Below are 15,488 nucleotides of genomic sequence, written 5' to 3'. Positions count from 1 at the left end.
GTTTAGTGCTTGTGTCCGCTCCCGGCATTCAGTTTGGCGATCAGCTTATCGCCTTCGACATCGAGATTCGGCAGCAGGCGGTCCAGCCATTTCGGCAGCCACCAGGCTTTGTCGCCGAAGACGGCCATGACGGCCGGAACGAGCGTCATCCGGATGATGAAGGCATCGATCAGGATGCCGAAGGCCAGCGCGAAGCCGATCTGCTTAATCATCGCATCAGGGGCGAAGATGAAGCCGGCGAAGACGGACACCATGATCACACCTGCGGCCAGTACAACCCGGCTGGCCAGATCATAGCCGTGAATAACACTGTCCTTGCCATGGCGGCCGTGGACATAAGCTTCACGCATGGAGCTGACCAGGAAGACCTGATAATCCATAGCGAGTCCGTACAGAATACCGGTGACCAGGATCGGCATGAAGCTCAGCAGCGGTCCGCCGGTATCGAAGCCGAACAGCGAATGCAGCCAGCCCCATTGATAGACGGCGGTGGTTACGCCGAAGGTGGCAATAATACTTAACACGAAGCCGACGGTTGCTTTGATAGGTACGATAATGGAACGGAATACCAGCAGCAGAATGATCAGCGACAGGATCACGATGATCCCGATGTATACAGGGAAGGCATCGGACAGCTTCGAGGACATATCAATATTGATGGCGGTGAAGCCGGTCACGCCAAGATTAATATTGTTGCCGGTGGTGAGTGCGGACGCCGGATCGCGCAGCTCCTGCACCAGGTCTCTGGTTGCGGTGTCAGTGGGACCCGTCTTCGGAATTAGGCTGATAATGGCGATATCGCCGGTGGGACTGACACCGAGCGGAGAGACCAGGGTCACATTATCGTGCATTTGCAGCTCCTGAACCAGCTTGCCCAGGATCGGCATGGAGATCTTCTCAGACGGATTCTTTGTCTCAGCAACCAGCAGCAGCGGGCCGTTGAAGCCTTCGCCGAACCCTTCGGAGATGACATCATAGCTCTGGCGGGCCGGAGTATCCAGGTTCGCCGAGGCGCCGGATGGAATACCCAGCTCCATCTTGGTCACTGGAATGGCGGCTGTGCCAAGCACCAGCACCACCAGCACAATGATGGCCCAGCGGTATTTCACCGTGGCATTTGCCCAGCGGTGCGAGAAGCTGTGCTGCGCTTTTTTGGCAGCGGTGCTGTGCTTGGTCCGGGCTTTGGCGGTTACGATCCGTTCACCGACCAGGCCGAGCAGCGCAGGCAGCAGGGACAAGGCCAACAGGACATTGATCAGAACGCTGGCCGCAGCAACTAGGGCCATAGTAGACAAGAAGCCGATGCCGATGACGAGCATGCCGCATAAGGCGATAATAACGGTCAGACCGGCGAAGAATACCGCGCTGCCTGCGGTGCCCAGTGCACGGCTGGCTGCTTCGGCTGCGCTTAATTTCTCATCCAGGATCAGACGGCGCTGGCGGTTCACAATGAACAGCGAGTAGTCGATCCCCACGGCGAGACCAATCATCACGGCAAGAACCGGTGTAATATCGTTCATCTGGATCAGGCTGCCGAGGGCAAACGCACCTCCGACGCTAATGCCTACTCCGAGAAGTGCGGTCAGCAGCGGCAGCCCGGCGGCAACGACTGAGCCCAGCGTCATGAACAATACGATGGCAGCAACGGCTACGCCGATCGCTTCCGTGGAGCCGATGGCCGGCATGCTTTTGAGCGAGTCGCTTGGAATCGCGGTAATGCCTGAACCGGACTGTTCAACTTTGGTCACGGTATCGATGATGTTGTCCGGCACCTCCGATGGCAGAGATGTCTGCTGAACCGTGAACTGGAACTGGAACAGGGCAATGCTGCCGTTAGCCGACAGCATCACGCCGGGAACCGGAGCGCCGTCAACAATCAGCGGACCGAACGGTGCTGCCTGAGCAGCAGCGGCTTGACCCGCGGCGGCAGAAGGATCGGCAGTGGCTTGACCAGCGGTGGCGGAAGGATCGGTAGCGGCTTGACCAGCAGCGGCAGAAGGATCGGCAGCGGCTTGACCAGTGGCAGCGGAAGGATCAGTAGCGGCTTGACCCGCGGCGGCAGAAGGATCGGCAGCGGCTTGACCAGTGGCAGCGGAAGGATCAGCAGCGGCTTGACCGGCAGCGGCGGCCGCTGCTTGTGCTGCCAGTTCGGCAGGGTTGATGACATATTCCATGTTGTATACATCATTAATAGCTTTTAGAAGCAGCGCTGTACGCTCAGGCGTATCAAGACGCTCCCCGTCCGGTACAGTGAAGGCGATACTAGCCTGGCCTCCGGCCGCAGCGGGCAGCTCTTTTGTCAGCTTATCCAGCACCTTTTGCGACTCTGTGCCTTCAATTTTCATCTCGGAGCTGGATTGAATGCCGTTGACTCCAATCAGGGTGCCTACAACTCCGAGTACAATGATCCAGACTGCAATGAAGGCCCAGGGCTTAGCATAAGCCGATTTACCTAAGCGGTATAGAAAAGTAGACATGTAGTGGTTTCTCCTCTTTATCTGTGAATTTAGAAGCCGTTGCGTAAATAAGCAAACATGGAATTCAGGTATTGTTCAAACGGCATAGCTCCGGAGTCCCCGCTCTGCTGCTCACCCGGCAGCATGACGTTCAGCCGTCCGTCCAGGATAGGCACGAAGGCCCCATAGACGGCACCTACCAGCAGGTGGGTATATCCATCGGCATACCGTCCACGGGTGAACTGCTCCAGTGTCTCCTGGGCGGTGATCTGCAAATGCCGGAAGACATTGAGAATGTAAGGCTCCAGGGACGGATATTGATTAGCCAGGGAGACGAACTGCCGCAGCTTATGCAGGAACTCCGAGGTGAATTGCAGCTTCAGCAGATTGTACAGGGCATCGAGCGGTGTAGCATCCGACGGCAGAGCAGCCAGCGGGTTATTCTCTTTCTCTTGGACAGCAATAATGCCAATGAAATAGGCGGCGACTGCCTCCTCCTTACAGGAGAAGTAATTCGCAAAAGTCCGCCGGGAATATCCAGCCTTCTGAACAACATCATCCACAATGAAGCCATCCATGCCATGCTCAAGCGCAAGCTCGAAGGCCGCTACGGCTAAGGCATAGGCGGTGGCTTCCTTTTTTTTGTCCCGCAGATTCAGTTTGGAATTCAAAAGTAAATGTTCCTCCTTTCCCTGAAATCTATAAGTTCTAGAGAATCTATAGGTTCTATTATTGCTCAAAGGGAAAGATTGCACAATGAGCATCAAGTGACGAAAATGTGAATATTTTAAATTTGGAGTAATGGGCTGAGAAAGAAAGGTGGGGGTTAGGAGATTAAATTAGGAGGGCGTGGGGAAGGGAGTGGGAAGTAAGTGAGTAAATGAGGAGTGAGAGCTAGAGTGGGAGTAAGAGTAGGAGAGTAAGTGAGTAAGTGAGTAGGTGAGTATGTGAGTGAGTAAGTGAGTAGGAGAGTGGGAGGGGATTAGGTGAGCAAATGAGCAGTACGTGAGAGGAAGAGTAACATGGGTGTAAACAGACGATAGCGCGAGCAAATCCCCGGGCGGATAAGAGCAGAGCTGAAGAATGCGCCTTCATTCACGAAGGGACAGCATTATTGACTTCTTTTGTCATCCGTGAGGTTTTACATTAAATGGCTGCAGGCGTAAGATTCAATCAACAACCGAATGAAATGACACTGTTCTTGAAATGGCTGAATTCCGTAACGGGAACGGGGGAACCAACTGGTGCAGGTGGCTTAAGGATAGGCTGCTGAGTACCCGGGGTGAATCCTTGCCAGTGTGCTACTATGGCTCTGGTGAGGTAGGGCAATCTCGCTGCCCGAATCCGTCAGCTAACCCCGTAAGCCTCGAAGAGAGAGGATGAGCGCCATGATCGAGTAACCGACCACGGAGAGCCCTGCTGCTGCTGTGGTCTTTTTGCTGTGTAGGGAAGGGGATTAATCCCACTGAATGCCCTGAAAATGGGCTGGATGCGGAAATGAAGAGCACAAGTGCCCTTGAATCCAATTGCGCCTCTGCCATACACAACCAAGCAGCCTAAAGTGGAAATTAGGTGCATTAGTGACGGGGAGTAGCGAAATTAAATCTTATAACAACATTAATTAGTCATTTATATGCCGCAATAGTCTTTTTATGTACCACAATAGACAGTTTCCGCATCGCCACTACAGTCAGTTTTCTTATAGCCATATTACATTAAAAGGAGGGGGTTACCATCGCTACTGTATTTATCGTCTGTTTCTGGGTTGGCCTCGTGCTTATCCTCAGTGGCAGCATTCATGGGCACGGTCTGGTAGGCCACCTGCATGTCGGGGGAGGTGATGGCGGGGGGCCGGGCTTTCTGCCGATTCTTCCGCTGATGGTGTTTGTCACCGTCTGGGGCGGCACAGGGTATATGCTTGTCAAGTACAGCGGGATGCAGCTGCTCGCCGTAGTACTGGTCTGTACCTTGATCGCCCTGCTGCCGGGCATCCTGCTCTACACGGTACTGGCCCGGGTAATGACCCGGTATGACAGCAGTATGAGTGAACTCGATTATGATCCGGCAGGCCAGCTCGGCTATATCAGCATCGCCGCAGCGGATGGGGCCGTGGGAGAGATGAAGTATGTGCTGCACGGGACCATGCGTTCCATCGGCGTGCGTGCCGAATCCGGTCAGTCGCTATTGCGGGGCGATCGGGTGATTATTGTGAAGACGGATAAGGGGATCGCAGCGGTCACTTTGTTTGAGAGGGAAATGGAACAAAACTAACGGGGAGTGTCGGAGCAAATGTTAATTTTATATGTAACCGGAGCTATTGTTGTTGTAATTCTGCTGGCGTTAACCAGTATTGTGACCGCGTATAAAAAGGTTCCGCCCAATCAGGCCATGATCGTATACGGTCTCGGCGGCAAAAGAGTGGTTCAGGGCGGCGGGACATTCGTCATCCCCGGCTTCCAGAACAATAAAACCATCTCCATGATGCTGATGAGCTTCGATGTGATCCCGGCGCAGGCCATGTTCTCCCGCCAGGGCATCAAGCTGAACCTGGAGGCGGTCGCCCAGATTAAGATCAAAAGCGATCCAACCGCTATTCTCACAGCCAGCGAGCAGTTCATTGACCGGCCGGAAGAGGACCGTGAGACGATTATTCTGCATTCGGTGGAGGGTCATCTGCGCGGCCTGATCGGGCAGCTCAGTGTAGAATCTATACTCAAGACCCCAGACGAAATTAACAGCAAGATGCGGGAGACCTGCTCGGAGGATCTCGACAAGATGGGGCTGGAGGTCGTAAGCTTCACCATCAAGAAAATTACCGACGACAAAGGGTACATCGACAATATGGGGGTGCCTGAGATTGAGCGGATTCGCCGTGATGCCAGCATCGCCAAGGCTGAAGCCGAACGCGATATTCAGATCAAGCAGGCCGAGGCGGAGAAGGAATCCTCCATTGCCAAAGCCAATGCGCATCAGGCGACGATTGAAGCAGGAACCGCTGCCCGTGCGAAGGAATCGCTGTTCGAGAAGGAGCTGAACATTAAGCAGGCGGACTTCAAGCTGGAGACCGAGGTGAAGAAGGCACAGGCGGATCTGGCGTACGAATTGCAGCAGAATAAGATCAAGCAGTCGCTGGTTACCGAACAGGTGAAAATCACTCAAATGGAGGCCGAAGCCAACCGCACAGTCCGGGAGATCGAGGTCGAGCTGAGACAGCGGGAGCTGGAAGCGACGGTAATCAAGCCGGCCCAGGCAGAGAATCAAGCGACGATCATGAGAGCGGAAGCCGCCAAGCAGCGGCAGATTCTGGAGGCGGAAGCCGAAGCCGCTACGACGACCAAGCGCGGACTGGCAACAGCGGAGGCGGAATTGGCAAAAGGGAAGGCGAATGCAGAGATCGTCCAGCTCGCCGGAGCGGCGGAAGCGGGAGCGCTGCAGAAGAAGGCTGAGGCGTACAAACAGTTCACTCAAGCCGCCCTGACCGTGGAATTCCTGAAAATCCTGCCCGAGCTGGCTGAGAAAATCGCCTCCCCGCTGGCCAAGGTAGATAAGATCACCGTCATCTCCCAGGACGGGGCTTCCTCAGGCGTGAACAAGATTACGGGTGATATCGCCAAAATCATGGCCCAGGTTCCAGAGCTGACCCAGACACTTACCGGCATGAACGTGACTGAGGCGCTCAGCGGGTTACTTGGCCGGGACAAGAAGCATGGACAGGAGTAGAAGAGGAGTAGGGGGAGGCAGTAAGTAGTTAATGAAACGGCAGCAAGCCCCTTCCTGACTGCATCTCTCCACAAAAAAACAGGCGTCAATCTCCAAAAGGAGGCTGACGCCTGTGGTATGTCTGAAGCTGTTGATCAGCGCTGCACCGCTCTCAGGCGGTAGGTGCAGCTGGCGTAATCCCCGCGCAGGTCGGAGACCACAAGACCGATACGCATCAGGCGGTCACCGCCCAGCGGTGTGCCGTCAAAGGCGGGCTGGAATGGAGCGGAGCTGACGCCATCTGCAGGTGCAGAGGCTTCTGCGCCGCCGTGGACATGCCCGTTGCTGCCTTTTGCCCCCGTCTCAATGACATAATCCAGCTCGGGATTGAGTCCTTTGAGCGTAAGGCGCGAGATCGGAGGATTCGGTATGGCCAGCACGCGGAAATAAGCGACGAAGGCTTCGGTCTTGTCCTCGCTGACGAACATCCAGGCGGTCTCGCCGCTGCCCTCGAACGGGCTCAGCAGGCGGTACATATCACCCTGCTGCACCAGCGTACGGATCTCCTTGTACTGGGCAATCTGCCAGGTAGCCAGGTCCTTCTCCGCTTCGGTGAACTTTGTGAGGTCCAGCTCATAACCGAAGTTGCCGCTCATCGCCACATCCCCGCGTGTAGCTAGGGTGGTGATGCGGTCTACCTGATGGTTCGGAACATCAGACACATGTGCGCCCATGCTGCTGGCCGGATAGACAATACTGGTGCCATATTGAATCGCTAGGCGTTCTACCGCATCGGTGTTGTCACTGGTCCAGGTCTGCGGCATATAGAACAGGATTCCCGGATCGAACCGGCCGCCGCCGCCGGAGCAGCTCTCGAACAGAATGTCCGGGAAGCGCGAGGTCAGGCGCTCCAGCAAATTGTACAGCCCCAGCATATAGCGGTGGGCGGTTTCTTTTTGCCGCTCAGGGCTGGCTTTGGCAGAAGCTATCTCGGTCATGTTACGGTTCATGTCCCACTTGATATAGCGGATCGGGGCACTGGAAAAGACCGCGCTTAATGTCTCATACAGATAGTCGCAGACTTCCGGACGGGAGAGGTCCAGGATTAGCTGGTTGCGGCCTTCCGTGCGGCGGCGTCCTGCGGCATGCAGGCACCAGTCCGGGTGCTTGCGGTACAGCTCACTGTCCGGCGAGACCATCTCCGGCTCCACCCATAGACCGAACTGTACGCCTTCCTTGTTGACCCGGCCGGCCAGATCCGCCAGACCTTCAGGCAGCTTGCGGCGGTCCTCGAACCAGTCGCCGAGTGAGCTGTTATCCTTGTCGCGTCTGCCGAACCAGCCGTCGTCAAGGACGAATAGCTCAATGCCGAGCGGGCCTGCTGCTTTGGCGATGGTTGCGATTTTGTCCGCATCGAAGTCGAAGTAAGTCGCCTCCCAGTTGTTGACCAGAATCGGCCGGGCAAGATCACGGTGAACACCACGGCAGAGCCGGGTCCGGTACAGCCGGTGATAGGTACGCGACATGCCGCCGAGACCTTCACCGGAATAGACGAGCACGGCCTCCGGGGTCTGGAAGGATTGGCCCGGCTCCAGCAGCCAGGAGAAGTCGAACGGATTAATCCCGATGCTTACACGGGTCTGTCCGAACTGCTCAACCTCAGCAGTGGCGGCGAAGCTGCCGCTGTAGACGAGGCTGAAGCCGTAGACATCCCCCTGGTCTTCATCTGCGCCATGACGTAGCAGCGCAATGAACGGATTGGTCTGGTGGCTGCTTGAGCCGCGGCGGCTCTCCAGTGACAAGGCAGCTCCCGGAGTAAGCGGACGGCGCTGAACATGGCGCTCTCTGGCCCATGCGCCGCTCAGATGCAGCGTATCGTAAGAGGAATCGGCGAAATCGACGGATGCGCTAAGCGCCTGCTCCAGCCGGAGCGGGGCTTCGCCGTTATGCTCGAAGCGGACGGAACGGGTAATCGCGTTATGATCGGCGAATACGGTGTAGAGCAGTCTAACCGTTAGACCAGCGTAGTCATCTTTCAGGGTAAGCTCCAGTGTCTGTGCTTCTGCTTCATTCTCCGCATACACGGCAGGCAGTCCTTCGAGTGCCGGCTTGCCTGGTGTAATGGTATATCCTGCATATTTGAGTTCAGAGATCCGCGTGCCGTCAGCTAGCTGAACCTGATAGGCCGGCCGCCGGAAGTCGCTCGTTCCATACTGCGGATACTCCTGAGGCAGGGCATCCAGAGAGAGCGAAGGCCGCGTTAGCACCGGGGTTGGCGAGAAGGAGGCACGTTCGCGCAGCTCAAGCACTCCGTTCAGGCTGCTGTCATGGCGAAGCCTCGCTCCCCAGTAGACATGGGCAGGATAACCTTCAATCAGTTGGATAATGTAGCTGGTATCTTTGGACTGAAGGTGGAACAATCCTCGTGATTCGTCTGCAAAAATGTTCATAATCATAACACTCCTTGTGTGATGGGATAAGGTCCGGATATCTGGACCAACTGAGCATTATTTCTGCTGATACCTTAGAAAAGGCAATCAACGATTGCTGTGCAGCCGGGCTGCGGTTAATCCGCTGTCCCGCCGCTGGTCTCCCGGACTATCAGCTTCGTGCCGATCATCGAATGCGAAGGGGCTTCGCGTCCTTCGAACCGCTCGGCGAGCAGTTGAACCGCAGCTTTGCCCATCTGCTCGGGATAGGCGCGGACCGTTGTCAGCGGAGGCTGAACATAGGCCGCCATCTCGATATCATCGAAGCCGACGACAGCCATCCCGGCAGGCACCTGTATCCCGTGATCATGCAGGGCGCGCAGAGCGCCGACCGCCAGCGGATCACTGGCGGCGAAGCAGGCCGTAGGCCGCTTTACCCCTGCCAGCAGCTCGCTCATCATCCGGTAGCCGTCAGCACTGGTCCAGCTTCCGGTGCGGATCAGCGCCGGATCATAGCAACCCTGGCTCTGCATAATCCGGGTGTAATGATACCTCCGGCGCTCCTCCTCGCTGCCGCCTCCGATGAAGGCGATCTCGCGGTGACCGAGCTCCAGCAGATGGCCCAGCGCCTGATCGACAGCCTGCCGGAAATGTGTCCGCACGGAGTCATATTCCGTGCGCTCCGAATAATGGTCGACCAGTACGGTGGTGCTTGTATCCGGGTGCAGCTTCGCAAGCTCTCCCGGCTGGAAGCTCCCGCCAACTACAATAAGCCCGTCACCTGTGGGCCGGAGCGGGGCTGGCGTGCTGTGTCCGCGCAGCGTCTGGCCGAGCCGGATGCCCAGCTCCTCACAGCGCAGCTCCACGCCGCGCCGGATCGAGCCGTAATAAGGGTCGTCCCGTTCCTCTTCGGCTGTACACCAGAGCAGAAGTGTGACGGTCTTGCTGCCCAGCTCGTTCTCCCGCTTCAGCTGCCGTACCCGTGAGGGCTTGTAGCCAAGCTGCCCGGCCACAGCGAACACCCGGCTGCGCGTCTCCTCACTGACCGCCAGAGACAGGTCATTATTTAGTACTCTTGATACGGTTGCGGCCGATACGCCGGCCTCGCGGGCGATGTCTTTAATCGTTGCCAAGCTGCTCACGCCTTTTTAGTTAATAAATTTACTAAATATTCGTCTTCATCCTACCATCTCTTTAGAGTTCTTTCAAGCAGATTTTGAGGAGCGCTTACATTAGGGAGGGGTGCCCCGCCCCATCATCCTCGCGGACTGGAAAGACCTTATCAGCGCTAAATTACACCATTAGGCTGGCCAGGCGGACTCAAAGGCCGTTAACTAACCCATTACTCCTCATTTATAGCTGCAAATGGCAACATAAGCGCTCCTGAGTCCGGAAACACGAGAAAAGTTGGTTTTTCCGCGTTATAGCTTCATCTGAGTCCGCTAGATGCTGAATAAGGCTAAGAGGAGTTTGGACCAAGGTTACAGCAAGTCCTACTTTGTTGTTCGGCTCTTGCTCTGCGGAAACAGCTAGGCCTCAGCTCATGATTCCGTTTGTACGCAAATAAAAAAAAGGCTGCCTATACCGGCAGCCCTGTCTACTTTTCCGCATTATTACGCCATCTCATCCATCTCATCCATATCATTCTACAGTACGCTCACCGAATAAATGCCCCACAATCAGATCCGCACACTCTTCAGAGGTATATCATGTGTGTTCCCCTCCCGCATTCCCTTCAATGTGCTGCATATAATCCCGGGGAGAGAGCCCGGTGACCTTCTTGAACACCTTGCTGAAATAAAAGGCGCTCTCATAGCCCAGCTTCTGGGAGATTTCGTAGATCCGGCCTTCGCCGCGGACCATCATTTCCTTGGCGGCGGTGATTTTGGTCTCTGTGATATACTCAACATAGTTCACCCCGGCGACCTTGGAGAACAGGTGGCTCAGATAGTTGGGGCTGAAGTTGAACACATCCGCGACTTGATTAAGCGACAGCTTGGTACCGAGATTTCTTTTGATATACTCCTGGACATTCTTCACCACCTGCTCCTTATAGCTCTGTCTGCGGGTGGCGAGCATCCGGACACAGCCGTCCCGGAACTGGACGAGCCAGCCGGTAATCTCTTCAATGGTATGCATCTGATAGATTGCCCGGTAGCCCTCCGGCTCCTGCTCGAAGATCTGCTCTACCATGTTCTCTCCGTCCGCGAGCAGGGAGGTCGCCATATATAGAATGTTGCAGGCGGCATCGGTGGCGGGAACGAGCAGATCGGCCCGTCCGTCGAAGATCTCGATCATCCGGGAGATGATGCTGTGCAGGGCGCGGGTATCCATTTCTTCAAAAGCTCTGCGGATCTCCAGCCGCGATTCCGAGAAATCAAACAGCAGGTGCTCCTGCAGGAGGGCTTCGCCTTCCGTGAAGAAGACGAAGGAGCGCTCCTTCACAGCGGCGGGCAGCGCCTTCCGGGCGGCGAGATAGCTCCCCTGCAGCAAAAACGGATCTTCCACCGCGAAGCCGATCGCCCCGATAATGGTCACATTGAAGTAATTATGCAGTACGGAGGCCATGTCCGCCAGCAGCTTCTGGATGTCTTGCATCCAGAGCTGCGGGTCCGGGCCCGGCACAGGCAGGGTCAGCGCGAAGTTGCGCAGATCCAGGCTGGTGACGTAGCAGGCGCTTCTGGAGGCCAGTGTATCCTTTGCCATCTGCACGGTGCTTGAGCATAAGGCCACCAGCTTATCCCCGCGCGGCGGGACGGTGTCCGGCCCGAGAATGCGGCAGGTACAGACCAGATAGGCCGGCGCGGAGAGGTCCACCTCCAGATCCTCCTTTTGCAGCAGATACTGGTTCTTGTTCTCGAACAGGCCGCTTAACAGCCGGATGAAGAATTTATCCCGCTGGGCCTGGAGATTGCCGCGATGGACCAGCTTCGGATAGCTCTCCATGGTCTGGTACTCCTCCAGGATACTGGTGGCCCGGCGGATCGATTCGGCCAGCGCCTCCGGGGTCAGCTCCAGCTTCACCAGGTAATCGGTGGCCTGGATCTCAATCGCTCCGCGCGCATACTGGAATTCCTCGTAGCTGGTCAGCATGATGAACAGCGGAAGCCGCCCGTACTTGCGCCGGACCGAGCCGGCGACCTCCAGGCCGCTTTTGATCGGCATTTTGATATCGCTGATTACAATGTCCGGGCGGAGGGTGTCGATCATTTCTTCCTCCTGTGCGCCGTTGTGGGCGATGCCGACAATCTCAATGTTATATTGCTCCCATTTCAGCATGGACTGGAGTCCGATGCAGACCAGGGCTTCATCATCTGCAATTAATAATTTGATCAAGCTCATCACATCCTTGCTCGGTATGCTATTGTTTTGGGGTCCCCGCAAAGTACCTGAGTACTCATCGAAGCTAAGGCCTCACTTTGTGGGGGATTCTTAGCTATTCTCTCTGCCGGAAGGGGAGCAGCAGCTTCATTAAGGTATAGCGGCCGGGCACGCTCTCAATGGACAAGCCGTACTCTCTGCCAAAAGCGAGCTGCAGCCGTTCGTTCACACTGCGCAGCCCGATATTCTCCAGCATTCCCTTAGCCTCGTCCCCGGGAACGGTTAGAATGGTGGCAATCTGCTCCGCCGTCATCCCGACCCCGTTGTCCTCGATCGTGATGAGCAGATCCGTGTATCCGCTCTTCGTGACCCGGACAACAATGTCGCCTCGGCCCTTGGGCTCGATGCCGTGGAAGATCGCATTCTCGACCAAGGGCTGGAGTGTGAAGCGCGGGATAAGCCCGCCAAGCAGTGCTTCCTCTTCAATCTCTGTGACCATGGTAACCGTGCTGCCATAGCGGTATTTCTGAATCAGGAAATAATCATCCAGCAAGCTCAGCTCATCCTTCAGCGGCATCAGCCGCCGGTTGTCCTTGGCGATGCTGCGGAGCAGCCGGGATAGGGAGGTCGTCATCTCTGCAATACCGGTGGCGTTCTGGATCGTAGCCATCCATTTGATCGAGTTCAGGGTATTGTAGAGGAAATGCGGATTAATCTGGTTCTGGAGCATCCGGTATTCCAGCTCCTGCTTCTGCTTCTCGTCCGCGAGCCGGCTGTCCATGAGGGCTACGATATCCTGGGACAGGCGGTTAATGCCCCGGCCGACATCGCCCAGCTCACTGTTCCATTCAATACCCGAGTCCAGCAGGAAGTTGCCCTGGGCAATCTTGTCCATACGCTTCTTCAGCTTCTCGACTGGAAGGCTGATCGTGCGGGTCAAATACAGCGTAATGATCGCGCTTAAGACAAGCACGAGCAGACAGACGCCGAGCAGGACGAGAATCCATATATTGCTCCGGGGCGCGAACTGGTCGCTGGATAAGGTCTGCGAGAGCATGACACCGCTGCGTACCGGATACGATACCACGATATGGCTTTCCCCATCATCTTGCATTTTCACCATGGACAGCTCGGTATCGGGGCCGACAGGCTTGTCACTGGTATAGGCTACCGGCTCATACGGCTCTTCAATGGCTTTGACCTGATCTCCGTTAAGCTGATAATGATGATCGCCGAGCGTAAGCAGCAGCCGGGAGTGCTCCGGCAGGGCATAGCCCTTCAGTTTGTCCGTAATGACGGAGGTATTCGCGAGCAGATAGACGGTGCCCACCCGGGTAGCCCCCCGGCCATAAATAGGGAACACGAAGGGAATACCGTAGGAATTGGAGAGCGGGTCCTTAATGACGCGGTCCCATTGCTCTTCGGCCTCATTCGTCAGACCGGTGACTTGACCGATATTATGGATCGTAAGCGGAATGGAGGTGCCGAAATTCTCCACCTGCAGGAACTTTCCGCTGTTATCTGTGGCAATCAGGCGGCGTACATAGCTATAGGAGCGGTTGATCCGCACATCGTCCTGCATCGCATTGAAGACATTCAGCGCCTGCTTGGGGCTGGCCTCCGCCGAACCGAAATATTCGGTAAGCAGGGTGTTCGTGGACGAGTTGGTGCTGCTGGTCATCGCCAGCGTAGTCAGATTAATCAGATCCTGTTCGATAATATGGGAGACGAGCTGGAGGTTGAATTCCGTCGCCTGGATCGTTGTTTTGCGCTGGTAATACGTAATCAGTTCGTAGCTGAACCAAGACAGCAGCGAGGCAATCAGCAGCGCAAAGGCGGTCATGAGCAGAATAATGCGGCTTTTAATAGTAGATTTACGTACCGTGGTGAACACTCCTTCATCTATAACTGGACCTATTTAAAGCGTTTTCAACTACCATAGCATATTCCTGCGTTTCATTATAGAGCCAGGGGGAGAAGCTGAGAATTTTACAGGTTTCGGATAAGAAATTACAGGTTTGGGGCAGGACGTGCGGAGAAGAGCACAGAATAGTGAATGAACTGTGTTTAATTTTGCATCCCCATCGGGTCTGAAAAGGCTTACAATTTGAACTAAGGCCGGAGCAACAGATGCCGGCTGCTGAAATATTATCAGAAGATAAAGGGGATAATCGAATGAACTTGAAAAGATTCTACGGCATGACCCTTGCCACCGCGCTCTCCGTGAGCATGCTGGCCGGATGCTCCGGCAATAACAATACGAAAGACGCTGCTGCCACTGCCGCACCTGCTTCGGGCAACGCTGCAACCGCTTCCTCCGAACCAAGCCAGGAGCCGGTAACACTGAAATGGGCGCTGTGGGACTGGGAAGCTACTGCATACTACAAACCGCTGATCGATGCTTATAAGGCTGCACATCCGAACGTAACCATTGAATATGTCGATCTTGGCTCCACCGACTATATGACCATGCTCAGCACACAGCTCTCGGGCGGGGCGGATCTGGATGTTCTGACGATCAAAGACATTCCGGGCTACTCGAACCTGGTGAAGCAGAATCACCTGGAGCCGCTGAAGACTTACATGGGTGACAAATCGATCGATCCTTCCGTATACGGCGGTACGGTCGAGCAGATTGAAGTGAACGGCGAGGTGTATGCGCTTCCGTTCCGCAGTGACTTCTGGCTGATCTACTACAACAAAGCCTTGTTCGACAAAGCAGGCGTAGATTATCCGACTAATGATATGACCTTTGACCAATACGACGAGCTGGCCCGCAAGATGACCTCCGGCAGCGGCTCGGAAAAAGTATACGGTGCCCATTACCATACTTGGCGCAGTGCAGTTCAACTGTTCGGTATTCTGGACGGCAAGAACACCGTGGTCGGCGGCAACTATGACTTCCTGAAGCCTACCTATGAACGGATTCTGAAAGAGCAGGAAGACGGTATTGTTATGGATTACGCGACCCTGAAGACCTCCAGCACGCATTACTCCGGCGTATTCTACAACAACTCCGTAGCCATGATGAACATGGGCAGCTGGTTCATTGCCACCCAGATTGAGAAGGTGAAGAGCGGCGAATCCCAATCTGCGGAATGGGGCATCGTGAAATACCCTCATCCTGACGGCGTTGAAGCCGGAACTACATTGGGAACGATTACTTCTCTGGCTGTAAACCAAAAGTCCAAACACAAAGAAGCAGCGCTTGACTTCATGAACTTCGTAACCGGGGCAGAAGGCGCCAAGGTTATTGCTTCCACCGGTACGATTCCTGCGATCAAGAATGATGAAGTTATCAATTCCATCACCTCCATCGACGGCTTCCCGGCAGATGAGAACAGCAAGGCTGCACTGAATACCGTTCAGACTTACCTGGAAATGCCAATTCATGAGAAGAGTGCGGACATTGAGGTTATTCTGAATGAAGCGCATGACAACATCATGACCAAGAACGCTACGATCGACGAAGGCTTGAAGGATATGAATGACCGTGTAGGCCAGCTTTTGAACAATTAATGTGAATGTAATGTTAGTGTCCTGAAGGAAGGGCGGGCGAAGGCCCGCCTTCCATATAAATAGA

General features: G+C 55.3%; 9 protein-coding genes and 1 riboswitch. Of the genes, 3 read left to right on the top strand and 6 right to left on the bottom strand.

Features of this window, described 5'->3' with window-relative positions; all coding sequences use genetic code 11:
• Positions 1-2 precede the first annotated feature (2 nt).
• Both NST26_RS22535 and NST26_RS22530 read right to left on the bottom strand, forming a co-directional pair.
• Positions 3-2,477, bottom strand: a complete 2,475-nt coding sequence (locus NST26_RS22535) for an MMPL family transporter (protein ID WP_340951235.1) — start codon at positions 2,475-2,477, stop codon at positions 3-5.
• A 29-nt stretch (positions 2,478-2,506) separates the two neighbouring features.
• Entirely contained in the window at positions 2,507-3,127 is a 621-nt protein-coding gene (locus NST26_RS22530; RefSeq protein ID WP_036731586.1) for a TetR/AcrR family transcriptional regulator, read from the bottom strand.
• Between the two features lie 527 nt (positions 3,128-3,654).
• Positions 3,655-3,837: riboswitch (cyclic di-AMP (ydaO/yuaA leader) on the top strand.
• Positions 3,838-4,229: 392 nt separating this feature from the next.
• On the opposite strand from NST26_RS22530, the gene NST26_RS22525 reads away from it, so the two are divergent.
• Entirely contained in the window at positions 4,230-4,727 is a 498-nt protein-coding gene (locus NST26_RS22525; protein ID WP_340979801.1) for a hypothetical protein, read from the top strand.
• 18 nt (positions 4,728-4,745) lie between these two features.
• Positions 4,746-6,176, top strand: coding sequence for a flotillin family protein (locus NST26_RS22520; RefSeq protein WP_340979800.1), 1,431 nt, complete (start codon positions 4,746-4,748; stop codon positions 6,174-6,176).
• A 134-nt stretch (positions 6,177-6,310) separates the two neighbouring features.
• On the opposite strand, the gene NST26_RS22515 is transcribed toward NST26_RS22520, so the two are convergent.
• The 4 genes from NST26_RS22515 to NST26_RS22500 form a co-directional block, all read right to left on the bottom strand.
• The gene (locus NST26_RS22515; protein ID WP_340979799.1) at positions 6,311-8,605 is read right to left on the bottom strand and encodes an alpha-galactosidase; all 2,295 of its coding nucleotides are present in this window, start codon (positions 8,603-8,605) and stop codon (positions 6,311-6,313) included.
• A gap of 116 nt (positions 8,606-8,721) precedes the next feature.
• Positions 8,722-9,717, bottom strand: coding sequence for a LacI family DNA-binding transcriptional regulator (locus tag NST26_RS22510; protein ID WP_340979798.1), 996 nt, complete (start codon positions 9,715-9,717; stop codon positions 8,722-8,724).
• A 574-nt stretch (positions 9,718-10,291) separates the two neighbouring features.
• Entirely contained in the window at positions 10,292-11,920 is a 1,629-nt protein-coding gene (locus NST26_RS22505; RefSeq protein ID WP_340951243.1) for a response regulator transcription factor, read from the bottom strand.
• Between the two features lie 100 nt (positions 11,921-12,020).
• Positions 12,021-13,799: a sensor histidine kinase gene (locus NST26_RS22500; protein WP_340979797.1), complete on the bottom strand. Its 1,779-nt coding sequence runs from the start codon at positions 13,797-13,799 to the stop codon at positions 12,021-12,023.
• Positions 13,800-14,080: 281 nt separating this feature from the next.
• Here NST26_RS22500 and NST26_RS22495 point away from each other — a divergent pair, with 281 nt between their 5' ends.
• The gene (locus tag NST26_RS22495; RefSeq protein ID WP_076085891.1) at positions 14,081-15,424 is read left to right on the top strand and encodes an ABC transporter substrate-binding protein; all 1,344 of its coding nucleotides are present in this window, start codon (positions 14,081-14,083) and stop codon (positions 15,422-15,424) included.
• Positions 15,425-15,488: the final 64 nt, after the last annotated feature.

This window comes from Paenibacillus sp. FSL R7-0128 (assembly GCF_038002245.1).
GTDB lineage: Bacteria > Bacillota > Bacilli > Paenibacillales > Paenibacillaceae > Paenibacillus_AQ > Paenibacillus_AQ silagei.
Note: the sequence above shows the minus strand (reverse complement) of the source record. Positions and strands in the feature narration are given on the sequence as shown.

Coding starts and splice junctions, on each gene's coding strand:
- NST26_RS22515 (WP_340979799.1), bottom strand. CDS start 8,605: ATGAACATTTTTGCAGACGAATCACGAGGATTGTTCCACCTTCAGTCC.
- NST26_RS22495 (WP_076085891.1), top strand. CDS start 14,081: ATGAACTTGAAAAGATTCTACGGCATGACCCTTGCCACCGCGCTCTCC.
- NST26_RS22535 (WP_340951235.1), bottom strand. CDS start 2,477: ATGTCTACTTTTCTATACCGCTTAGGTAAATCGGCTTATGCTAAGCCC.
- NST26_RS22520 (WP_340979800.1), top strand. CDS start 4,746: ATGTTAATTTTATATGTAACCGGAGCTATTGTTGTTGTAATTCTGCTG.